Source organism: Dyella sp. PARNA 12/25 (genome assembly GCF_055702865.1).
The window spans coordinates 138299-159557 of sequence record NZ_JBVQCI010000001.1 but is presented as its reverse complement, the minus strand read 5'-3'; the positions used below and the strand labels follow the sequence as shown (position 1 = coordinate 159557).

Annotated in this window: 17 protein-coding genes; 5 read left to right on the top strand and 12 right to left on the bottom strand. The window is 61.7% G+C overall.

What is annotated here, in order from left to right; translation table 11 throughout:
- Nucleotides 1-17 precede the first annotated feature (17 nt).
- The 6 genes from AC0GUR_RS00685 to AC0GUR_RS00660 all read right to left on the bottom strand — a co-directional run bounded on the left by AC0GUR_RS00685 (nucleotide 18) and on the right by AC0GUR_RS00660 (nucleotide 6024).
- Complete coding sequence (locus AC0GUR_RS00685; RefSeq protein ID WP_472875533.1) at nucleotides 18-527, bottom strand: DUF3291 domain-containing protein; 510 nt, start codon at nucleotides 525-527, stop codon at nucleotides 18-20.
- Between the two features lie 88 nt (nucleotides 528-615).
- Nucleotides 616-1863 (bottom strand): aminotransferase class V-fold PLP-dependent enzyme, encoded by a 1248-nt coding sequence (locus AC0GUR_RS00680; RefSeq protein WP_472875532.1) that lies wholly within the window; start codon nucleotides 1861-1863, stop codon nucleotides 616-618.
- Between the two features lie 35 nt (nucleotides 1864-1898).
- Complete coding sequence (sufD, locus tag AC0GUR_RS00675) at nucleotides 1899-3218, bottom strand: Fe-S cluster assembly protein SufD (RefSeq protein ID WP_472875531.1); 1320 nt, start codon at nucleotides 3216-3218, stop codon at nucleotides 1899-1901.
- Nucleotides 3215-3985 carry a Fe-S cluster assembly ATPase SufC gene (gene sufC, locus AC0GUR_RS00670; protein ID WP_472875530.1) on the bottom strand — a complete coding sequence of 257 codons (771 nt, stop codon included), beginning with the start codon at nucleotides 3983-3985 and terminating at the stop codon, nucleotides 3215-3217. Before sufC ends, sufD begins: the two co-directional genes overlap by 4 nt.
- Before the next feature lie 81 nt (nucleotides 3986-4066).
- Nucleotides 4067-5545 carry a Fe-S cluster assembly protein SufB gene (gene sufB / locus AC0GUR_RS00665; protein WP_472875529.1) on the bottom strand — a complete coding sequence of 493 codons (1479 nt, stop codon included), beginning with the start codon at nucleotides 5543-5545 and terminating at the stop codon, nucleotides 4067-4069.
- A gap of 44 nt (nucleotides 5546-5589) precedes the next feature.
- Nucleotides 5590-6024: an SUF system Fe-S cluster assembly regulator gene (locus tag AC0GUR_RS00660; RefSeq protein WP_472875528.1), complete on the bottom strand. Its 435-nt coding sequence runs from the start codon at nucleotides 6022-6024 to the stop codon at nucleotides 5590-5592.
- A gap of 328 nt (nucleotides 6025-6352) precedes the next feature.
- Between AC0GUR_RS00660 and AC0GUR_RS00655 the strand changes: the two genes are divergently transcribed.
- From AC0GUR_RS00655 to AC0GUR_RS00635, 5 genes are all read left to right on the top strand, one after another.
- The gene (locus tag AC0GUR_RS00655) at nucleotides 6353-6691 is read left to right on the top strand and encodes a P-II family nitrogen regulator (RefSeq protein ID WP_472875527.1); all 339 of its coding nucleotides are present in this window, start codon (nucleotides 6353-6355) and stop codon (nucleotides 6689-6691) included.
- A complete protein-coding gene (locus AC0GUR_RS00650; protein WP_472875526.1) occupies nucleotides 6681-8015 on the top strand; it encodes an ammonium transporter in 1335 nt (444 codons plus the stop codon). The genes AC0GUR_RS00655 and AC0GUR_RS00650 overlap by 11 nt, the downstream gene beginning before the upstream one ends.
- Before the next feature lie 462 nt (nucleotides 8016-8477).
- On the top strand, nucleotides 8478-9491 hold the full coding sequence (locus tag AC0GUR_RS00645) for an aminoglycoside phosphotransferase family protein (protein ID WP_472875525.1): 1014 nt from the start codon (nucleotides 8478-8480) through the stop codon (nucleotides 9489-9491).
- Nucleotides 9488-10198, top strand: coding sequence for an N-acetylmuramate alpha-1-phosphate uridylyltransferase MurU (gene murU, locus AC0GUR_RS00640; protein ID WP_472875524.1), 711 nt, complete (start codon nucleotides 9488-9490; stop codon nucleotides 10196-10198). Before AC0GUR_RS00645 ends, murU begins: the two co-directional genes overlap by 4 nt.
- A 239-nt stretch (nucleotides 10199-10437) precedes the next feature.
- A complete protein-coding gene (locus AC0GUR_RS00635) occupies nucleotides 10438-11559 on the top strand; it encodes a sterol desaturase family protein (protein WP_472875523.1) in 1122 nt (373 codons plus the stop codon).
- A gap of 140 nt (nucleotides 11560-11699) precedes the next feature.
- Here the strand turns inward: AC0GUR_RS00635 and AC0GUR_RS00630 are convergent, their stop codons facing one another.
- The 6 genes from AC0GUR_RS00630 to queA all read right to left on the bottom strand — a co-directional run bounded on the left by AC0GUR_RS00630 (nucleotide 11700) and on the right by queA (nucleotide 21229).
- Nucleotides 11700-14747: an outer membrane beta-barrel protein gene (locus AC0GUR_RS00630; RefSeq protein WP_472875522.1), complete on the bottom strand. Its 3048-nt coding sequence runs from the start codon at nucleotides 14745-14747 to the stop codon at nucleotides 11700-11702.
- Nucleotides 14748-15309: 562 nt separating this feature from the next.
- Nucleotides 15310-16275 (bottom strand): protein translocase subunit SecF, encoded by a 966-nt coding sequence (gene secF, locus AC0GUR_RS00625; protein WP_472875521.1) that lies wholly within the window; start codon nucleotides 16273-16275, stop codon nucleotides 15310-15312.
- A 16-nt stretch (nucleotides 16276-16291) separates the two neighbouring features.
- Complete coding sequence (gene secD, locus AC0GUR_RS00620) at nucleotides 16292-18163, bottom strand: protein translocase subunit SecD (RefSeq protein WP_472875520.1); 1872 nt, start codon at nucleotides 18161-18163, stop codon at nucleotides 16292-16294.
- Between the two features lie 89 nt (nucleotides 18164-18252).
- Nucleotides 18253-18591 (bottom strand): preprotein translocase subunit YajC, encoded by a 339-nt coding sequence (gene yajC / locus AC0GUR_RS00615; protein ID WP_472875519.1) that lies wholly within the window; start codon nucleotides 18589-18591, stop codon nucleotides 18253-18255.
- A gap of 330 nt (nucleotides 18592-18921) precedes the next feature.
- The gene (gene tgt, locus AC0GUR_RS00610; RefSeq protein ID WP_472875518.1) at nucleotides 18922-20049 is read right to left on the bottom strand and encodes a tRNA guanosine(34) transglycosylase Tgt; all 1128 of its coding nucleotides are present in this window, start codon (nucleotides 20047-20049) and stop codon (nucleotides 18922-18924) included.
- Nucleotides 20050-20200: 151 nt separating this feature from the next.
- A complete protein-coding gene (gene queA, locus AC0GUR_RS00605) occupies nucleotides 20201-21229 on the bottom strand; it encodes a tRNA preQ1(34) S-adenosylmethionine ribosyltransferase-isomerase QueA (RefSeq protein ID WP_472875517.1) in 1029 nt (342 codons plus the stop codon).
- Nucleotides 21230-21259: the final 30 nt, after the last annotated feature.

The window sequence follows — 21259 nt, the reverse complement described above, 5'->3', positions numbered from 1 at the left end:
AGGCGGCGGGGTGGAATTTACGTCTCGCTGACAAGACGCTGCTCCCCTTCGATGGCAATCGTCACATCACCTGGCGGAGCAAAGCGTTGCTTAAACGTAAAGGCCAACGGTGTCGGCCCAAAGCGGTCGAGATGCCATAACTTGGCAAGGCCATCGGCAATGGTGGGCTCCTCGCCAGCAGGCACCCACCACAGCACCTGATAGGCGCGACCTTCCAGTGGCTTGGTGAAGAACTCGCGTCGGCGCGCCATGATCGAGGTGTGCGCGCTGCGATAGACGAATTCGAACAGCGCCTCGACGCTTTCCCACACCGACATGTTGACGATGAATCGTGGATCGGCGGCGACGGCAATGCTGGTAGCACCACCCGAAACATCGTCCTTCAGACGCCACGCGAAACCAGGGCTGGACTCGGCCAATGCATTGATCTCCGCCAGTGCATTCATGAAGGGCTGCACCACCGGATCATCCGCATCCGCGACCAGGGTGCCAACGTTCATCTGAGCCAACTGCCAGGTACCGTCCATAGCCTGCCTCCCGGGGATGTGAAGAACTCCGTGGGGGCGGCAATGGACCTTCTCAACGGACCTGCTGCAAACAGGCCCGCTCCGGCTGTCACATCAACAGCTTGCGAACCTTGAGCAAGGCGGTGACGAAGGCATCAATCTCTTCGCGGGTGTTGTAGAACGCCAGCGAGGCACGCAGCGTGGCGGGCACACCGTAGAACTGCATCAAAGGATGAGCGCAATGGTGGCCCGAGCGCACGGCCACGCCCTGCAGGTCCAGCAGCGTGGCAAGGTCGGTGGCCTGTGCTCCTTCGATCAGGAACGAGATCACCGGCTCCTTCTCCTTGGCCTCGCCGAAGATGCGCAAGCCGGGAATGGCACGCAGACGTTCCGTGGCATAGGCCAGCAACTGCTGCTCCCACGCGTGGATGGCTTCGAAGCCAACGGACTCGTAGTAGTCGATGGCCGCGCCCAAGCCTACGAATCCGGCAATGTTCGGCGTACCGGCCTCGAACTTGTGCGGCGGCTCCGCAAACGTGGTGCCGTCGAAACGCACTTCGCGAATCATTTCACCGCCACCGAAGAACGGTGGCATCGCTTCGAGATGCTCCTTGCGCGCCCACAGTGCACCCGTGCCGGTGGGTGCCAGCATCTTGTGGCCGGTCAGCGCATAGAAATCGCAACCCAGCGACTGCACGTCGACCGGTCGATGCGGCACGGCCTGCGAACCGTCCACCAGCAAGGGGATGCCACGCTTGCGGCACTCTTTGGCGATCTCGCGCACGGGGTTCACCGTGCCGAGCACGTTGGATACATGCGTCACACAGGCCAGCTTCACGTCGGGCGTGAGCATCTCGATGAACTTCTCGACGATCAGCTCGCCTTGCTCATTGATCGGTGCCGGCTTCACCGTCGCGCCCGCTCGTTCAGCCACCAGCTGCCACGGCACGATGTTGGCGTGGTGCTCCATCTGCGTGGTGAGAATGGCATCACCCGCCTTCAGTCGCGGCAACGCATAGCTGTAGGCCACAAGGTTGATCGACTGGGTGGTACCCGAGGTCAGCACCAGCTCATTGCGGGAGCCGGCATTGATGAAACGCGCCAGCTTGTCGCGAGCGCCTTCGTAAGCCGCCGTGGCTTCCTCGCCAATCTGATGCACAGAACGCGACACGTTGGCGTTGTGCATGCGGTAGTGGTCATCCACCGCCTCGATCACGCTCTGCGGCTTTTGGCTGGTATTGGCGTTGTCGAAATAGATCAGCGGCTTGTCGTGCACGGTGCGCGACAGCAAGGGGAAATCGGCGCGGATACTCTGCACGTCGAAAACGGTCGGGCTCGGTTTGGTCTGTGCGTTCATCGGTTTCGTTTCGCCTTATTGCCTACTGCCCCGCCTTATGCGGAAGGCAGATGGGCCATCAACTGATGATTGAGGTGCTCGCGCAGGGGCTCATCGGGAATCGACTCGAACACGGCACGGCAGAACGCTGCCGTAAGCATGGCCCGCGCATCGGTCAGCGGAATGCCTCGCGAGCGCAGGTAAAACAGCGAGCGTTCGTCGAGCTGACCGACCGTCGCGCCGTGGGCTGCCTTCACTTCGTCTGCGTAGATTTCCAGCTCGGGCTTGGTATCGATCTCGGCTTGCCCGGACAGCAAAAGGTTCTTGCTGCTCAGGCTGGCATCGCTGCCATCGGCGCCCTGCGCCACCACGATGGCGCCGCGGAACACGCCGCGCGAACGCTGGTCGGCCACACCGCGCCACACCGAATCAGAAGTCGTATTGAGACCCTGATGGCAAATGGCCATCTGGGTGTCCACATGTTGACGACCGTTGAGCACGAACACGCCGCGCGTTTCCAGTCGCGACTCATCGCCAGCCAATGTCGCATGAAGATCGTGACGCACCAGTGCACCACCCAGCTCCAGCACATAGAGCGACGCTTGGGCACGGGCGTCCAGCTGAAGGTTGGCGTTGCGCACCAGCGTGCTGCCGGCAGCGGATTCCTGCAGCGTGACATGGCGCAGCTTCGCACCTTCGCGCAGCACGACATCAGCCACCTGCGTGCCGAGATGTTGCTGCTCGCCGCTGGTGGCGTGATGCTCAACCACCGACAACTCGGCACTCTCGCCGAGTTCGATCACGTGGCGCACATGCCAGGCGAGATCGCTTTCGGCGGACGTACCAACAAAGAGGAGATGCACCGCCTGCGCGATCTTCGCGCCAGCAGCCACACGCAACACCACGCCATCGCCAGCCAATCCTGCGTTGAGGCGGGCAAACACGTCACCGCCCTCGCGATAGTGGCGCGACAGAGCAAAGCGCAGCGGCTCCGCATCACCCTGCAGCGCCTGCGACAGCGGCTGCAGGCTCAGGCCGGCAGGCAACGAATCCGTGCGCGACAGATCTGCACGGAACACGCCATTGACGAAGACCAGGGCCGGGCCGTCGATGCCCGGCAAGGCAAATGCAGCGGCATCCACCTCACGAGTAACGGCCTGCGTATCGCCCGGCGCAAAGCGGCGCTGTCCCAGCGCGCGTAGCGCGGTGTACTTCCAGGCCTCCATGCGCGTATCCGGCAGGCCCGCGGCAGCGAAAGCTTCGAGGTTTTCGCGACGTGCCGCGTCGAGCCAGCCGATGGCACTACCGGGCAAGCGCGTCTGCGCTGCCGCTTCCAGCAGCGAATCGACGAAAGGCGTGCGCTGCGGCTCGCTCATGCCGAAGCTCCGGTCAGTGCGGGATCCTTGTCTGCCACCCAGGCGTAGCCGTGTTCTTCCAGCTTCAACGCCAGCGTCTTGTCGCCGCTCTCCACAATCCGGCCGTCAGCCAGCACATGCACGAAATCCGGCTCGATGTAATCAAGCAGACGCTGGTAGTGGGTGATAACGAGGAAGCCACGCTCGGCCGAGCGCAACGCGTTCACGCCCTGCGCCACCTGCTTGAGTGCATCGATGTCGAGGCCGGAATCGGTCTCATCGAGAATCGCCAGCCTGGGCTCCAGCACGGCCATCTGGAAGATCTCGTTGCGCTTCTTCTCGCCACCGGAGAACCCTTCGTTCACCGCGCGATGCAGCAGCTCGTCGGAGATCTGCATAATCTTCAGCTTCTCGCGCACCAGCTTGAGGAACTGCATGGAATCCAGCTCCTTCTCACCACGCTGCTTACGCTGTGCATTGAGCGCGGCACGCAGGAAGTAGGTGTTGTTCACGCCGGGAATTTCCACCGGGTACTGGAACGCCAGGAACACGCCAGCGGCGGCGCGCGCCTCGGGCTCCAGCGCCAGCAGATCGACGCCATTAAAGGTCACGGTGCCTTCGGTCACTTCGTAGCCGTCACGACCGGACAGCACATTGCCCAGCGTGGACTTGCCCGCGCCGTTCGGACCCATGATCGCGTGCACCTCACCCGCATTCACGGTGAGCGTGAGGCCCTTGAGGATGTCCTTGCCCTCGACGCGGGCGTGCAGGTTTTCGATCTTCAGCATGGCGGTTTCTTCGTCTGGCGACGCGGTGGCGTCGCATATTCAATGATTGGTTTTGATTCGGTGTGGCGGCGCGAAACGGGATCAGCCGACCGCGCCTTCCAGCGACACTTCCAGCAGCTTCTTGGCTTCCACGGCGAACTCCATCGGCAATTCGCGGAACACCTGCTTGCAGAAGCCGTCGACGATCATCGACACGGCGTCTTCCTCGCCGATACCGCGACTGCGGCAATAGAACAGCTGATCGTCGGAAATCTTGGAGGTAGTCGCTTCGTGTTCGACGATGGCTGAGGGGTTCTTCACTTCCATATACGGGAAGGTGTGCGCGCCGCACTTCTTGCCGATCAGCAGCGAATCGCACTGGGTGTAGTTGCGCGCGCCCTCGGCGCCTTTCTCCACCTTCACCAGGCCGCGATAGCTGTTGTTGCTGCGGCCGGCACTGATGCCCTTGGACACGATCTTGGACTTGGTGCCCTTGCCGATATGGATCATCTTGGTGCCGGTGTCGGCCTGCTGGCGATGGTGTGTCAATGCCACCGAATAGAACTCGCCCACCGAGCGATCGCCGCGCAGCACGCAGCTGGGGTACTTCCAGGTGATGGCGGAACCGGTCTCCACCTGCGTCCACGAAATCTTCGAATCATCGCCACGGCAGTCGCCGCGCTTGGTCACGAAGTTGTAGATGCCGCCGACACCATTCTCGTCGCCGGGGTACCAGTTCTGCACCGTCGAATACTTGATCTGCGCCTTCTCCAGCGCCACCAGTTCGACCACTGCGGCGTGCAGCTGGTTTTCATCACGCATCGGCGCGGTGCAGCCTTCGAGGTAAGAGACGTAAGCGCCCTCTTCCGCGATGATCATGGTGCGCTCGAACTGGCCGGTGTGGCCAGCGTTGATGCGGAAGTAGGTGGACAGTTCCATCGGGCAACGCACGCCCTTGGGAATGAACACGAATGAGCCGTCCGAGAACACCGCGGAGTTGAGCGCCGCGAAGTAGTTGTCGCCCGTCGGCACCACGCTGCCAAGGTACTTCTTCACCAGCTCGGGGTATTCGCGAATGGCTTCGCTCATCGAGCAGAAGATCACACCGACGTCGGCCAACTCCTTGCGGAAAGTGGTGCCCACCGACACGGAGTCGAACACCGCATCCACCGCCACGCCGGCGAGCTTGGCCCGCTCGTGCAGCGGTACGCCGAGTTTGTCGTAGGTTTCGAGCAGCTTGGGGTCGACCTCATCCAGCGATTTCGGACGATTCTTCGGCGAGGCGTAGTAGCTGATGGCCTGGAAATCGATCGGACCAATATTGAGCTTGGCCCAATGCGGCGTCGGCATGGTCAGCCAATGGCGATACGCCTGCAGGCGCCATTCGGTCATCCACTCCGGCTCGTGCTTGAGCGCGGAGAGCTGGCGAATGATGTCTTCGGACAAGCCAGGCGGCAGGCTGTCGGTTTCAATGTCGGTGACGAAACCGGCTTCATAGCGGCGGCCCAGCGCGGCGGCGACTTCGGCGTTGTCGCGAAGTGTGGCGGAGGTATCGCTGCGGTCGGTGGTTTCGGTAGTCATGTTGGTCATCGTGTCGTCGAAAGCGGTCGCGGGATGAGTGGGGGTCATCCGATCAGGTGGGCGTCGATGCGACGACTAGGGGGTTTGAGCATGTCGGACAGGCTGACGGCGCGCAGCGCGTTGCCGACGATGTTGTTGACGTTCTGCCAATTGGTGCGCACGCCACATTGCGATTCACGGTCGCATTGGCCTTCGGCCAGACTGCATTCGGTCATGCCGATGGGGCCTTCCAGCGCTTCCACGATCTGCGCGAGGGTGATCTCCCCCGCCGGACGCGCCAGGCGGTAACCGCCGTTAACGCCACGGAACGATTCCACCAGCCCGGCATGGCCGAGCAGCTTCAGCAATTTGCTTACGGTGGGCAGCTCCAGATGCGCCTCATCAGCAATCTCCGCCGTGCTGAGCACGTCGTCAGGATGAGCGGCGATGCAGGTCATCACCGCGGTGGCGTAGTCGGTGAGTCGGCTGACGCGGAGCATGGGAATGCGACCGGAGACTGCGTGAATTGGGACTAAAATGGTACTGATTAATGCCTGAGCGGTCAAACCGCGGCGGTGCACCAAACGGGGGCGATGATCCCCACAAACGCTCTATCTTCGGGCAAACCGGCCGGTTTCTCCTCATCCCAAACGACGTCCTCACCGTCATCCCGGCGAAAGCCGGGATCCAGTGCCTTTCGCAACCCGTTGAAGTCACTGGATTCCTGCTTTCGCAGGAATGACGGTGAGGGGCGGTGCAGGCTCGGGCACCCTTGTGGCACGCATCCTGCTGCACCGCGACATAGACACCGCACGGGGAGCGTTGGGGATGAAGTGGATCACGGCCATCATCAAACCGTTCACGTTGGACGACGTGCGTCAGGCACTGACCGAGGCAGGAGTGACGGGCATGACCGTCACCGAGGTAAAGGGGTTTGGCCGCCAGCACGGGCACACCGAGCTATATCGCGGCGCTGAGTATGTGGTGGATTTTCTGCCCAAGCTGAAGCTTGAAGTCGCGGTGGCCGACGAGCGGTTGGAACAGGCCATCGAAGCCATTGTCGGCGCGGCGCGCACCGGCAAGATCGGTGACGGAAAGATTTTTGTCAGTGAACTGGAACAGGCCATCCGCATTCGCACGCAGGAGGTCGATGTCGATGCGCTTTGACCGAAAGACGTCCAAATCACTGCTCGCGGCAACCGCCCTGTTCGCTTCATCACCCACTTGGGCGCAAGCGGCAGCGCCAACTCGTATCGACAGCGGCGACACCGCGTGGATGCTTACGGCTACAGCACTGGTGCTGCTCATGACCATTCCTGGATTGGCGCTGTTCTACGGCGGCATGGTGCGCGCGAAAAACCTGCTTTCGATCCTGATGCAGTGCTTCGCCATCACGGCGCTAGTGACGATACTGTGGATGCTCTACGGCTACTCGCTGGCCTTCAGCACCGAAGGCATGCATGCCGGCGTCACCAACCTGCACTCGTTCATCGGCGGACTGGATCGCGTACTGCTGCACGGGCTCAAGCCGGATTCGCGCTACCAGACGGTGCCTGAAAGCGTGTATGTCATGTTCCAACTCACCTTCGCCATCATCACACCCGCGCTCATCATCGGTGCATTCGCCGAACGCATGAAGTTCAGCGCACTGCTCTGGTTCAGCGGGCTATGGCTGACCATCGTCTATTTGCCGGTGGCACATATGGTGTGGAGTGGCCCGGGCTCCCTGCTCGGCGATCTGGGCGTGCTTGATTTCGCCGGCGGCACGGTGGTGCACATCAACGCGGGCATTGCCGGACTTATCGCGTGTCTGGTCATCGGCAAACGCCGCGGCTATCCCAATGTACCGATGCCACCACACAACCTCGGCTACACCGTGATGGGCGCCAGCCTGCTGTGGCTGGGCTGGTTCGGCTTCAACGCCGGCTCCGCCGTTGCCGCTAACGGCAGCGCTGGCATGGCGATGTTGGCAACGCAGGTTGCCACTGCTGCCGCTGCCCTGGGCTGGCTTGCCGTGGAATGGATTACGCATCGCCGGGCTAGCGTGCTGGGCATCGTCTCCGGTGCAGTTGCCGGGCTAGTTGCCGTCACGCCCGCTGCTGGCACCGCGGGCCCTGGTGGCGCGTTGGTGCTTGGATTGATCGCTGGCGTCGTCTGCTTCTTCAGCGCGACGCGCCTCAAACACAAACTCGGCTATGACGATTCGCTCGATGTGTTCGGCGTGCACGCAGTTGCCGGCATTGTTGGGGCTCTGCTTACGGGCCCGTTGGCCTCGCCAAAGCTGGGTGGCTTCGGCACGGTCGAATCTTTGTGGGGACAGTTGTGGATTCAGGCGAAAGGTGTGGGCTTCACGGTGGTGTGGAGCGCTGTGCTCAGCTTGGTGATTCTCAAGTTGATTGACTGGACGCTGGGGTTGCGTGTGGATGATGAGCAGGAGTTGATTGGGCTTGATCTCGCGTTGCATGAGGAGAAGGCATACAACTTGTCGTGATGAAGCACTGCTCCCTCACTCCAGTAGGCAGCGGGAGCAAGCGCGCACGGCGCATCGCTTTAAGTCCTCTTCGCGATGGCGCGTTGCGGTGTAGCCGTACTGCATGTCGGGCGATCGTGACGATCAAGGCTTCGGGGACGGCAAGGCTCGTATTAATCACGACGCTACGGCAACCCCGCTCTTGAGGCCGTTTTCTTTGGGTTACTTTTCTTTTGGGCCAGCAAAAGAAAAGTGACTCGAGCGTCGGCAGACGATCGAAACGCCCGCCGCGTAGGCGGCACGCTGGCGGGATCGCCAAATTCAAAGCCAAGGGCAAAGTCACTGGACCCCGGCCTGCGCCGGGGTGACGGTGAGGGAAACACGCGTTATCGCGAGCATCCACCCCTCACCCCAGCCCTCTCCCCAGAGGGGAGAGGGCGCCAAAACCAGCTAAGCTGCCTACATCACCACCCGCAGCACATCATGACCGACTCTTCCGCCCGCGCCGCCGCCCGCCTGTCCTGGACCCGCGCATCCCTCGGCGACGCCACCCTCACCCTCGAACCCGCCTCCTCCGACGCCAGCTTCCGTAGCTACTGGCGCACGCACCATGACGGCAAGAGCTGGATCGTGATGGATTCGCCGCCAGCGAAAGAGGATCCGCGTCCCTGGTTGGCCATCGGCGAGCGCCTTGCCGCAGCAGGCCTGCACGTGCCTGCGGTACACGCCAAAGACCTTGAGCAAGGTTTCCTGCTGATCGAAGACCTTGGCAACCGCCTCTACCTGCCAGCACTGAACGACAACACTGCCGACCATCTCTACAGCGATGCGATGGATGCGTTGCTGCGCATGCAGACGCGCATGGATTACGCCCATCTGCCATCTTTCGATCACACGCTATTGGCCAGTGGTCTCGAGGTGATGCCGGAGTGGTTTCTCCAGCGCCATCTGGGCCACACGCCAAGCTGCGACGAATGGGATGTGTTGGAAGCGGCGTTCGGCGTGATCATCCGCAATGCGCTCGAACAGCCGCGCTGCTTCGTGCATCGCGATTACCACAGCCGCAACCTGCTCATTGTCGACGACAACAATCCCGGCATCATCGATTTCCAAGGCGCGCTGGCCGGCCCCATCACCTATGACCTTGCCTCGCTGCTGCGCGATGCCTACATCGTTTGGCCGCGCGAGCGCGTCGAGGCTTGGGTGGCGTCGTATCGACTACGGTTGATCGATGCGGGTGTGATCAACGAGACGATCAGCCGCGAGCGTTTCCAACGGTGGTTCGACCTCACCGGGATGCACCGCCATATCCGCGTGCTCGGCCAGTTCTATCGATTGTGGTATCGCGATGGCAAGCCCGGTTATCTGACCGATGTGCCGCGCGTCTATCACTACGTCATCACCGTTGCGGGCGCCTATCCGGAGTTGGCCGATTTCGTGGCACTTCTGAAACAACATGCGGAAGGGCGCGATCTGACGCAGGTGGCCGCCGCATGAGGCACGCGCTGATTTTCGCCGCCGGCCTGGGCGAACGCATGCGCCCGCTCACCAACCACACGCCGAAGCCCCTGCTTGAAGTCGGTGGCAAACCGTTGATCGTGTGGCATCTGGAAAAGCTGGCCGCCATCGACGTGCATTACGTGGTGATCAACACCTCACACCTCGCCGATCAGTTTCCCGAAGTGCTTGGCGATGGTTCACGCTGGAGGCTGCGCATTCGCTATGCGTATGAAGGCCCGACACCGCTGGAAACCGGCGGCGGCATGCTCAATGCGCTGAATCTGCTCGGACCCGAGCCGTTCATGGTAATCAGCGGCGATGTCTGGACCGATGCGGACTTCGCCACCCTGCCCGCGGAACCACGCGGCCTCGCTCATCTGTTGATGGTGGATAACCCGGCCCATCACCCGAGCGGAGATTTCAGGCTGGATGAACAAGGTGTACTTCACGACGATGGCGCGTCACCGGGCCTCACTTACAGCGGCATCGGCGTGTTTCGCCGTGAACTGCTCAATGACTGGCAGGAAGTCATTCACGAAGAAGGCGCGCAGCAGAAGCCGCCCCGCTTCAAACTGAGGCCACTGCTGGAAAGGGCTATGGCCCACGGCCAGCTACGTGGCAGCCACCACCGCGGCGCCTGGACGGATGTAGGTACACCCGAGCGACTGGCCCAACTGAATCAAACCCTGAAGGCACCCTCGTAGGAGCGCACTTGTGCGCGACCGCAGCGTTACAGCCGAGCGAATCGTAACAATGTGGTGCGGCGGTCGCGCACAAGTGCGCACCTACAGTTCTGTTGGCGGCTGTGCGCTGGCACAACGCAAAATCCTCCCGGATTGAGACACCCATCACATCGGCGGTATCCTAAACCGCCCAGTTCTGTAGAGCGCATCGCGCTGAATTTTCCATCTGCAGGGCTGACTTGTTCCCTTGCAAGGTGTCGATGATGTCTGAGTTGTGGTCCCATCTGGTCAGCTGGTTCGCCAGCCATGGCGTACTTCCCGTGCTGCAGTTTCTGCACCTGGAAGGGTTAGCCGGTGACCCCAACGACATCTCGGGCGCGTTGCTGATCGCCGCGCTGCAGCTGTGCATCATCGGTCTCATTTTCCGCCCGCTGGAAAGCATCGTGCCTGCGGAGAAATGGGCCGATCGCAAGCTGACCAAGGTCGACTTCCAATACACGGTGCTGATGCTGGTGGGCATTTTCCCCATCTTCAGCTATCTGATGCTCTCGCCGATCGCCATGTATTTTGCCGGTCCGGACACCGGCCCCAGTGACGCCAGCGCCTCGCCGCTCGCCCTCACTCACTGGGTGCCTTGGCTGAAGGAGCATCCGTGGTTGTTGTTCGCCTGCTACTACCTCGTCTACGACCTGGTGTACTACTGGATGCACCGCCTGCAGCACGCGCTGCCCTGGTGGTGGGCGCTGCACAGCATGCACCACAGCACGCGCCAGATGAGCTGCTGGACCAACGACCGCGGCAGTCTCATTGATGGCTTCCTGCAATCGATGATTCTCGCCAGCGTCGGCATTGTGATGGGCGTGGAGCCTGAGCAGTTCGCATGGCTGGTCTTGATCGGCGAACTGGTGCAGAACTTCTCGCATGCCAATGTGCGCATCGGCTTCGGGCCAGTGTTTGGCCGTCTGTTTGTGGCGCCGAAATTCCACCGCCTGCACCACATGCTGGTCGATCCGACTCGTCCCAAGCTGCATAACTGCAATTTCGGTCAGGTGCTTTCGATCTGGGATGTGGTGTTCGGCACCGCGCTCTACAACGAGCCGCTGCGCCCCACGGGCGTGGGAGATCCGATGGTGGACGATGACAACAACCACAACCTGATCGGCCTGCACTGGAACGCGTTCAAGCGCTTCTGGGGCGCGGTGCGTCGTCCGGCGGGCTGGAAGTTTGGTGAAGTAGCCTTTGGCCCCAATTACGAACCGATTCCGGTGGATCAGCTGGATTTGCATGCACTGGGGCATCACGTACTGCAATCCGCTAACGGCAACCCGATTCAACCCGGCACCAAGCCGGCCGAAGCGGTTGAGCCTGCCACCACCGCCTGACGTCGGCCCTCACAAAAAAGCCGCCGGTGGGGAACCGGCGGCGGGTGAGCAACAGGTACGGTTGTGCTTGCCCAAAAACCCGCGCGTCATGGGGAGGGCCGTGCCACGCGGGGTTGACCGAATTCGGCCTAAACAGCTGGTTAGAAGTCGTAGGTCACCGCGATGCGGCCATAGCGTGGGGTGGTCTGATACAGCGCCGCACCATATCGGTTGGATATCGTGTACGGATCTGTCTCGTAGGTGGCGTCCAGCACCGTCGGCTTGCGTTCGTTGAACACGTTGAACACGCTGAAATTGAACGCAAGCTTGCTGCCAGCGAATGCCGGGCGATAGGTGACGCCGAGGTCCACGATCTTCTGCCACGGCAGGTGACCGATGCTGCCCAGTGGCGTCGGCTTGCCACCACAGAAGTGATACGAAGAGCCGTAGCTGATCGGATCGCCCTCATCGCTGCCGTAGTAGCCCAGGCAGGCCTTGGGTGCACCGGACATGATGCGCAGCGCACCGGACACCATCCATTCCGGCGTGACCATATAGCTGCCGTAGGCCTTCAGTTGGTGCGTGCGGTCATTGGACAACACGCCATTGCTGTTGACCATGATGGCGGCCGCATCCCAGTCCTGCGTCTTGGAGACGTCGTCCTGACCGATGGTCGACAGCACCTGACCTTCGGTGTTGCCGTAGCTGCGCGAGAAGGTGTAGTCCACGCGCGCCTGCCACTTGCCGTCAAACGGGTGCTCAAGGAACAGATCCAGCGAGTAGTACTTGCGCTTGGCGCCGGAGGTGAAGCCCCAGTCGCTGGTGGACATGGCCACCTTCTCGTAACCGCTGCCGTCCACCTTGGAAAGAAGGAAGGTGTTGGTCTTGCCGGGGTTGAAGATCAGGCAGCCACTGGTCCAGTTGACCGAGTCGGGGTCGATGCCCTGCGCAGTCGCTTTGTCCACGAGGCGATCGATATCGCACACGTCATCGATGGCAGCCTGCAACTTTCGCAGGGTGCCCTTGGCACCAAACACCCAATTCGGATTCAGCATCTTGCTGAAGCCCAGGATGGCTTCGTCCTGATACTGCGACTTGAGGTTGGATGCCGTCACCGTCTTCGCGTCCGGCGCCTGGCCGTACTCGCCATTGGATGAGACCGGGCCAGGGCCAATCGGCGAAAGACCGGTCGGATTGCCGTTCGCATCGATACCGGTATAGGTGAAGTACTCGTTCGTGTACGTCGACGGCGATGCGCCACGGATCGCCACGCTGTTGGGCAACGCGAGGTAGTAGCGACCGAGATTGCCGAACACCTTGAAGGTAGAGTCCCCCAGCACATCCCAGCTGAAGCCAATACGCGGCGCCCACTGGTTCTTGTTCCTTACGTACACCTCGCCCAACGCGTTGTAGTTGGTGAACTGATCGTTGCGCAGACCCATGTTCAACAGAAACTTGTCGTTGATCTGCCAGCGGTCTTCGATGTACTGCGCCTTCTGGTCCACCGACATGCTGGTGGTGGTCATGAAGATGTACTTGCGCACGTAGTAACCATCGCCACCGGGCGCACCCACGCCAAGGCCCGGCACCAGCGCCACGCTCGGGTCGCTCGACTTACCGTAGCGCCACCAGTACCCCGGGCCGCTGGTCTGCTGGCCTTCATCGGTTGCCGTGAAGTGCATGTTGTCGATACCCGCTGCCAGCGTGTGATCGCCCAGCCTGTACTCGAGATCGAGGCGCAGGCCGTGCGTCTTGTTCTTGGCGTTCGGGTTCTTGATGTACAGAATCGTGTTGCCGTTGCGAATCGGATTGCCGCCGGTGATGGCCGGGTCCTGGACGGTCACACCAGTCAGATAAGCCAGGTTCGGATCCAGACCCGGCACGTTCGAATAATCGATCGCACGGTTTTGGCCATAGGTAGCCGCAAAGGTCAGGTTGTCGGTGATGTAGCTGGTGTACTTGCCCACCCAGATGTCCGAACCGGTCTTGGTGTGGGTGTCGTAGCCGAGAAAGTCACCCTGCGTGTTCGTGTCGTAGTCGTACACGTACTGCGTGCCTTCGTACGACGTCTTGTTCGAGATACCGGTCAACTCGACGATGTTGCTGTCGTTGATATTCCAGTCCAGCTTCACGTAGTACTTAGGAATGTTGTAGGTGTAGTACGTGTTGTTTGGCTGACCGACCGAAGCGCTCGATGTGTCTTTGCCCTCCTGCTTCTCGGCTTCAGCGGAGACGAAGAAGTACAACTTGTCTTTGATCAGTGGGCCGCCCACATAAGCGCTATACGTGGTGGTCCACTTGGTATTGTTTCTGCGGTTGCGGTACTGCGTGCCCGGCAGCGAGTCGTCGGCGTATCCGTAACCGTCCGGCAGCTGGTTGTTCGGGTACATGATGGTCTTGGGATCGGAAGCAAGGAACCTGGGCGACCACAACACCTGGCCGCCGAAGTGCCATTCGTTGGTACCACGCTTGCCGACCTGGCTCATCACACCACCATCGGAACGGCCGTACATGGCGCTGTAACCGCCCGTGTAGATTTCCTGCTGATCGATGGCGCCATACGGCAGGCCAATGCCACCCAGGTTGTTCAGCGGATCGGTGGTGTTGTAGCCATTGATGTAATAGGCGTTCTCGCTGACCGACGAACCGCCGAACGAAATCACTGACGAACCGGCCTTCTGACCCGCGAAGTAGTCACTGCCCTGCACCACACCCGGCGCCAGCAATGCGATCGACTCAGCGCTGCGTCCAAGTGGCAGGCGCTCAAGCGTCTGCGAATTGATCACGGTGCGGGAATCCACTGACGACACATCGATCGGCGGCAGCGAATTGGCAGTCACCATCACCGACGACAGTGCTGTTGCACTGGCTGCACTGGCTGCGCTGGCGAAGGACACCTCTGTGCCCGCATTCACCGTGATGTTTACGTTGTTGCGGGTGTCGACGGTGGCGCCATCTTTCTGCAGGGTCACCGAATAGGTACCCAGCGGCAGGCTGCTGATGCGGTAACGGCCCGAGCTGTCGACCGCAGCCGAGCGCGAGATGCCGGTGGAACCGGTGACGGTGACCGTCTCGCCGGCTTCAGCCTGGCCAAAGATGGTACCGGTGGTGGACTGCGCCATGGCGACGCCGGCCAGGCCCATGGTCAACGCAGCCGCCAACGACGACCGGCGCAGCAGGACACGGCGATTGAAACGACAAACCTTCATCTTGTTGGATCTCCCCGAGCAGCCCTGGAAAAGGGCAAAAAGGTCCCGACCAGCCATCCCTTACGGGCCGGTAGTTCGCGTTACTGGCTGATGCGGCCCGGAGGTCCCCCCTGCGGCGCCGCTGACAAGCTCCTCTTTACGACACAACACAGGCTTGCGGCAGGCTCATCCAGAAGCTGACGACAAGCTGACGAATAGAGAAGCTGTCAGCGAAAATAAAGCGATTTCTTACGACGTGTCAACCGAATTTAGCGAATCTCATCGATAAAAGACAGTTTTAAGACAGCTTCATCGCAATTTCTCACCATAAATCTCGGACTTACGTGAGATGTGAAAACCGAAGCCAATCTGCCCGTGAGCAGCGTATTCCCACCGTCCCATCGCTCTCCCTCGATACGGACAGGCCCAAGGCAATCCGCCAGGGCTAGGTGCGCCTGGGGAACCATGTCCTCGTAACCATCGCCCGATGACGGGCGATCAAGGCCGGCGCCCAACCTCAGCGTGCCAACAAAAAAGGCCCGGGGAACCCGGGCCTTTTCGCTTCCTACAAACCGCTTGTCGCTTACGGGCGACGCGCCAGCTCCGGGTTTTCCTTGGTCTTGGGCATCAGGTCCTGCTTGGACACGCCCAGCCACAGCAGGATGGGGCTGGCCACGAAGATCGAGGACAGCGTACCCACCAGGATGCCGATCAGCATGGTGATGGCGAAGCCATGCACCACCGGGCCACCAAAGAAATACAGCGCCGCCATGGTGATGGCAGTGAACAGCGCGGTGATGATGGTTCGCGACAGCGTGTTGTTGATCGAGCGGTTGAGGATCTCTTCCGGCTCGGCCTTGCGGGCCAGGCGGAACAGTTCGCGCACACGGTCGAACACCACCACCTTGTCGTTGATGGAGTAACCGATCACCGCCAGCACCGAGGCCAGCACGGTCAGGTCGAATTCGCGCTGTACCAGCGCGAACACACCCACGGTGATCAGGGCGTCGTGGAACTCGGTGAGGATGGCCGCCACGGCAAAACGCCATTCGAAGCGAATACCCAGGTACAGGCCGATGCCGAGCACCACCACGATGGCAGCGACGATGCCATCGCTGCGCAGCTCTTCACCGACGGCCGAACCCACGTAGTCGCGGCTCTTGAGCTTGGCGTCAGGACGGGCTGCCTGCAGCGTCTTGATGACGTCGTCGGCAATCTTGTCCAGATTCACCTTGCCCGTAGAGCCGATGCCGGAGTTCGGATCGTCCTTCGGCTGCAGGCGGATGGAGATTTCCTTGGTGCCGCCGAGGCTCTGCACCACGGCGTGCTCCATGCCGCCCTTCTCCAGCGCTTCGCGTACTTCGCCAACCTCAACCGGCTTGTCGAAGTTGATCACCAGCGACACGCCACCGGTGAAGTCGAGGCCGTAGTTGAGGCCCTTCACGGCGATGAGCGCAATGGAGGCGAGCATCAGCAGGGCGGCGATGGCGACGCTGAACTTCCTCATGCCGAGGAAGTTGATGTTGCTGTTGTGGTTGAAGATTTCCATGAGTGCCTGTTCCTCTTCAGACCGACAGCGTCTTGAGCTTGCGATGACCGTGGATCAACGCGGTGATGGCGTGCGTGACGGTCACCGAGGTGAACATCGAGGTCAGAATACCGATCAGCAGCGTCACGCCGAAGCCCTTGATCGGGCCCGAGCCCATCGTGGTCAGCGCCAGCGCGGCGATCAGGTGGGTGACGTTAGCGTCGAGAATGGTGGCCCATGCCTTGTCGTAACCGGCGCGAATGGCGGCATGCGGCGTGGAACCGTTACGCAACTCTTCGCGTATGCGTTCGCAGATCAGCACGTTCGCGTCGATGGCCATACCCAAGGTGAGCACGATACCCGCGATGCCCGGCATGGTCAGCGTGACGCCGACAGCCGACATCACGGCCACCAGAATCACCAGGTTGAAGACCAGCGCTACGTCGGCCACCAGACCGAAGAGCTTGTAGTAGATGGCCGCGGCCAGCAGCACCAGCGCGAGACCGAGCGTCACGGCACGCAGACCCTTCTGGATGTTGTCCTGACCCAGGCTAGGGCCGATCACGCGCTCTTCGACGATATCCACCGGCGCCGCCAGCGAACCGCCCTTGAGCAGCAGCGCCAGCTCTGAGGCTTCCTTCGGGCTGCGCAGACCGGTGGTCTGGAAGTTCTTGCCAAACACACCATTGATGGTGGCGTAGTTGATCACCTCTTCGGTGATCTTCGGCGTGCGCACTTCCTTGCCGTCGACGACCTTGGTGTCGACCACGCGCTCCACATACACCACACCCATCGGCTTGCCGACGCTGCCGGTGGTGAAGTCGAGCATCTTCTTGGCACCGGCGGCGTTGAGCGTCACCGACACGGCCGGCGTACCGCTCTGCTGATCGAAGCTGGAGGAAGCATCCACCAGCTGGTCGCCAGTGACGATGATGTTCTTGCTCAGCAGATACGGACGGCCGTCGCGATCCTTGTAGAGGCGCGCATCCGGCGGAACGATGCCGCTGCGCGCGGCGTCGACCGCCTGCTGCGGCGTGCCGTAACCCGCACGGTATTCCAGCGTGGCGGTGGCACCGATGATCTTCTTGGCTTCGGCCGTGTCCTGCACGCCAGCCAGCTCGACCACGATGCGGCTGTCGCCCTGCTGCTGGATGACCGGTTCGGACACGCCCAGCGCATTGATACGGTTGCGCAGCGTGGCTAGGTTCTGGCGAATGGTATTGAGTGACAGCTCACGCAGCTTGTCCGGGCGCACCGTTGCACTGAGCGGAAAGCGATCACCGGTTTCGGTGGCTTCACGCAGCGCCAGGTCGGGGTACTCGGCGGCGATGGCATTGGTGGCAGCGATGCGGTCCTCAGCGGACTTGAGCACCACCGACACGCCCTGGCCACGCTGCGAGTTGCGCGTCACCGACTCATAGCGAATGTTCTTTTCGCGCAGCAGGCTGCGGATGTCGTCCGCATAGCGCGTTTCCTGCTTGTCGATCACGTCGTCCTGATCGACCTGCATGAGAAAGTGCACACCACCCTGCAAGTCCAGGCCCAGCGGCATCGACCTGGCGCCAATGGCGGTGAGCCAGTTCGGCACGGTGGACTTCAGGTTGAAGGCCACCGTGTAGTCGTCGCCCAGCACCGCCTTGATGGCGTCGGAGGCGGACTTCTGCACGTCCGGGTTGGCGAAGCTGGCCAACAGATGGTCGTTCGACAGCGTGATGCCGGTGCTGGCGATGTTCGCCTGCTTCAGGGCATCGGACACCTTCTGTTGAAGCGCCTGGTCGACCGTGCCATTGCGGTTGGCCGTGATCTGCACGGCGGGCACCGGCAGGAACACATTGGGCAACGCATAGACAATGCCGAGCACCAATACGATGGCGACCAGCGCATATTTCCAGCGTGGAAAATCACTCATGCCTTGAATCCGTCAAAAGCCGCGACCTGAGGCCGGCCGCGGCGAGCAATGCGTCGTGGGAACCGGGGCCCCTCTACCCCGGCAAGTCGTCAGGACGACTTCAGCGTGCCCTTCGGCAGCACCTGCTGCACGGCGCCCTTCTGCAGCTTGATCTTCACGTTCGGTGCGATTTCGACCGTGATGAAGCTCTCACCTACTTCATCCACCTTGCCGGCGATGCCGCCATTGGTGACCACTTCGTCACCCTTGGACAGAGCGGCCACCATGTTGCGGTGCTCCTTCTGGCGCTTCATCTGCGGGCGGATCATCAGGAAGTAGAACACCACGAACAGCAGAATCAGCGGCAAGAAGGTCATGATCGGGTTTGTCGCAGGGGCACCGGCTGCCGGAGCGGCCTGGGCGATCACGAAAGACATCGGAAGGTTCATCAGCTTGTCTCGCAAGTTGCGGTACCTACAGGGTTTTCTGTCGGCACCTGATAAAAGATCGTGGATTATGCCACGCGCCCCCGGCCCCTGCATGCGTCACAAGGCCCGCCCGCCAAGGGTTTTGGCGTCGGGGATGGCGGATTCCAAGGGGCTGGACCGGAGCGGGGACCTGAAGGTTCCCTCAGGCTCCCAACTTCGTCATTCCGGCGCAGGCCGGAATCCAGTAGCAGCAAGGCGCGGTCGTCGCGGGAGCATGGATGGCCTTTCGGGCGATAACCCTGCACTGTCGCCACTGGCTTCCGGCCTGCGCCGGAATGACGGCAAAGGCGGTCAGGCCGCCACGCCACCCTGCCGGCGGGCGTAGAACTCGGCCACAAAGTCGTCCAACTGCCCGGCAGCAATGGCCTGGCGCAGGCCGGCCATCAGGCGCTGGTAGTGACGCAGGTTGTGCATGGTGGCCAGCTGGCTGCCGAGAATCTCGTTGCAACGGTCAAGATGTCGCAGGTAGGCCCGGCTGAAGCCGTTGCTGCAGGCATAGCAGTCGCAGCCCTCTTCGATCACCCGGGTGTCCAGGGCGTACTTGGCGTTGCGAATGCGCAGCGTGCCCTCGGCGGTGAACAGAAAACCGTTGCGCGCATTGCGGGTGGGCATCACGCAGTCGAACATGTCGATGCCGCGGCGCACCGCTTCCACGATGTCTTCCGGGCGGCCCACACCCATCAGGTAACGCGGCTTGTCGGCAGGCAGCAGCGGCACGGTGAAATCCAGCGTGTGGTTGCGCTCGGCTTCTGGCTCGCCCACGGCAAGACCGCCCACGGCGTAGCCGTCAAAACCAATGTTCACCAGACCCTCGGCGGATCGGCGACGCAGGTTTTCGTACACGCTGCCCTGCACGATGCCGAATAACGCATTGGGATTCTTCAGATCGTTGAACGCACGGCGCGAACGTTCCGCCCAGCGCAGGCTCAGTTCCATCGACGTGGACGCCACGTTCTCCGTAGCCGGATACGGCGTGCACTCGTCGAAGATCATCGCGATGTCGGAATCGAGCACCTTCTGGATGCGCATCGATTCTTCGGGCGACAGGAACACCTTGGAGCCATCCACGGGCGAGGCAAACGACACGCCCTCCTCAGTGATCTTGCGCTTGTGCGCAAGCGAGAAAACCTGGAAGCCGCCCGAATCGGTAAGGATGGGCTTCTCCCATCCGATGAACTTGTGCAGGCCGCCGAACTGCTCGACCACCTCAAGACCGGGGCGCAGGTACAGATGGAAGGTGTTGCCCAGGATGATCTCGGCGCCGACCTCGCGGATATCCCGCGGCGTCATCGCCTTGACCGAGCCATAGGTGCCCACCGGCATGAAAGCCGGCGTTTCCACCGTGCCGCGGTCAAAGGTGAGACGGCCTCGGCGGGCCGCGCCGTCGGTGGCCTGAAGTTCAAAAGTCATGGAAGTCATAGCGGCATTATCGCGTGTCCGGCGATTTCCTGCTCCAGAGGGCCGGGAATCACCCTGTAGGAGCGCACTTGTGCGCGACAAGCCAGCCGAGCGATGGCGCCGAAACGATGCGGTCGCGCACAAGTGCGCTCCTACAGAAAGCCAGGGAATCTCAGCCCCTGGGCAGGATCAGCATGGCATCGCCATACGAGAAAAAGCGGTACTTCTGCTCCACCGCATGCCGGTACGAGGCCAGCATGAAATCGCGCCCCGCCAGCGCCGACACCAGCATCAATAACGTCGATTGCGGCAAATGGAAGTTGGTCAGCAGGCCATCGATGCTGCTGAACTTGTAGCCGGGGAAGATAAAGATCTGCGTTTCGCCGGCAAACGGCTGCAGTTCACCGTCGCGCACGGCACTTTCCAGCGCACGCACCACGGTAGTGCCCACGGCAATGACGCGATGGCCAGCAGCTCGCGTGCGGCGAATCTGCTCCACCAGGCTAGCACCCACGTTGAGCCATTCGCGGTGCATCTGATGATCCTTGAGATCATCCGCGCGCACCGGCTGGAAGGTGCCTGCGCCGACATGCAGGGTCACATAACCGAACTGGATGCCGCGCTCGTGCAGCAACGACAACGTGGCTTCGTCAAAATGCAGGCCCGCCGTAGGCGCTGCAACCGCACCGGGTTCACGGGCGAACACGGTCTGGTAGCGCTCCATATCGCTGGCGTCCGCATGACGCTCGATATAGGGCGGCAACGGCATCTCGCCGAGCTTCAGCAGCAGCCGCTCCAGCGGTTCAGGCGATTCGAAGCGCAGGCGGAAAAACGACTCATCACGCCCCAGCACCACCGCGTGGCTACCATCAGCCAGCTCGATGCGCCCGCCCTCTTTCGGCTTCTTGCTCACGCCCAGCTGCACCGTGGCTTCGTGGGCTCCGGTGACGCGCTCGATCAGAATCTCCACCGCGCCGCCGGTGTCCTTGCGGCCGTAAAGGCGAGCAGGAAGCACGCGCGTGTCGTTGAACACGAGCAAGTCGCCCTCGCGCAGGTACGACGGCAGGTCGCGGAACATGCGGTCCTGCCGCGTCTGCGCATCCACGTCGAGCACCAGCAGACGGCTGGCCGAACGCTCGGCCAGCGGCGCCTGGGCAATCAGCTCGGGCGGGAGTTCAAAATCGAAGTCAGTCTTCTTCACGGCGGGGCTTGGGTGTCGAATGGGTCATTA

What these genes read in the sequence shown, in the direction of transcription:
- AC0GUR_RS00635 (WP_472875523.1), top strand. Translation starts at nt 10,438, where the DNA reads ATGATGTCTGAGTTGTGGTCCCATCTGGTCAGCTGGTTCGCCAGCCAT.
- AC0GUR_RS00655 (WP_472875527.1), top strand. Translation starts at nt 6,353, where the DNA reads ATGAAGTGGATCACGGCCATCATCAAACCGTTCACGTTGGACGACGTG.
- AC0GUR_RS00680 (WP_472875532.1), bottom strand. Translation starts at nt 1,863, where the DNA reads ATGAACGCACAGACCAAACCGAGCCCGACCGTTTTCGACGTGCAGAGT.
- AC0GUR_RS00645 (WP_472875525.1), top strand. Translation starts at nt 8,478, where the DNA reads ATGACCGACTCTTCCGCCCGCGCCGCCGCCCGCCTGTCCTGGACCCGC.
- secD (WP_472875520.1), bottom strand. Translation starts at nt 18,163, where the DNA reads ATGAGTGATTTTCCACGCTGGAAATATGCGCTGGTCGCCATCGTATTG.
- tgt (WP_472875518.1), bottom strand. Translation starts at nt 20,049, where the DNA reads ATGACTTCCATGACTTTTGAACTTCAGGCCACCGACGGCGCGGCCCGC.
- AC0GUR_RS00660 (WP_472875528.1), bottom strand. Translation starts at nt 6,024, where the DNA reads ATGCTCCGCGTCAGCCGACTCACCGACTACGCCACCGCGGTGATGACC.
- sufC (WP_472875530.1), bottom strand. Translation starts at nt 3,985, where the DNA reads ATGCTGAAGATCGAAAACCTGCACGCCCGCGTCGAGGGCAAGGACATC.
- AC0GUR_RS00650 (WP_472875526.1), top strand. Translation starts at nt 6,681, where the DNA reads ATGCGCTTTGACCGAAAGACGTCCAAATCACTGCTCGCGGCAACCGCC.
- sufB (WP_472875529.1), bottom strand. Translation starts at nt 5,545, where the DNA reads ATGACTACCGAAACCACCGACCGCAGCGATACCTCCGCCACACTTCGC.
- AC0GUR_RS00630 (WP_472875522.1), bottom strand. Translation starts at nt 14,747, where the DNA reads ATGAAGGTTTGTCGTTTCAATCGCCGTGTCCTGCTGCGCCGGTCGTCG.
- yajC (WP_472875519.1), bottom strand. Translation starts at nt 18,591, where the DNA reads ATGAACCTTCCGATGTCTTTCGTGATCGCCCAGGCCGCTCCGGCAGCC.
- murU (WP_472875524.1), top strand. Translation starts at nt 9,488, where the DNA reads ATGAGGCACGCGCTGATTTTCGCCGCCGGCCTGGGCGAACGCATGCGC.
- sufD (WP_472875531.1), bottom strand. Translation starts at nt 3,218, where the DNA reads ATGAGCGAGCCGCAGCGCACGCCTTTCGTCGATTCGCTGCTGGAAGCG.
- AC0GUR_RS00685 (WP_472875533.1), bottom strand. Translation starts at nt 527, where the DNA reads ATGGACGGTACCTGGCAGTTGGCTCAGATGAACGTTGGCACCCTGGTC.
- secF (WP_472875521.1), bottom strand. Translation starts at nt 16,275, where the DNA reads ATGGAAATCTTCAACCACAACAGCAACATCAACTTCCTCGGCATGAGG.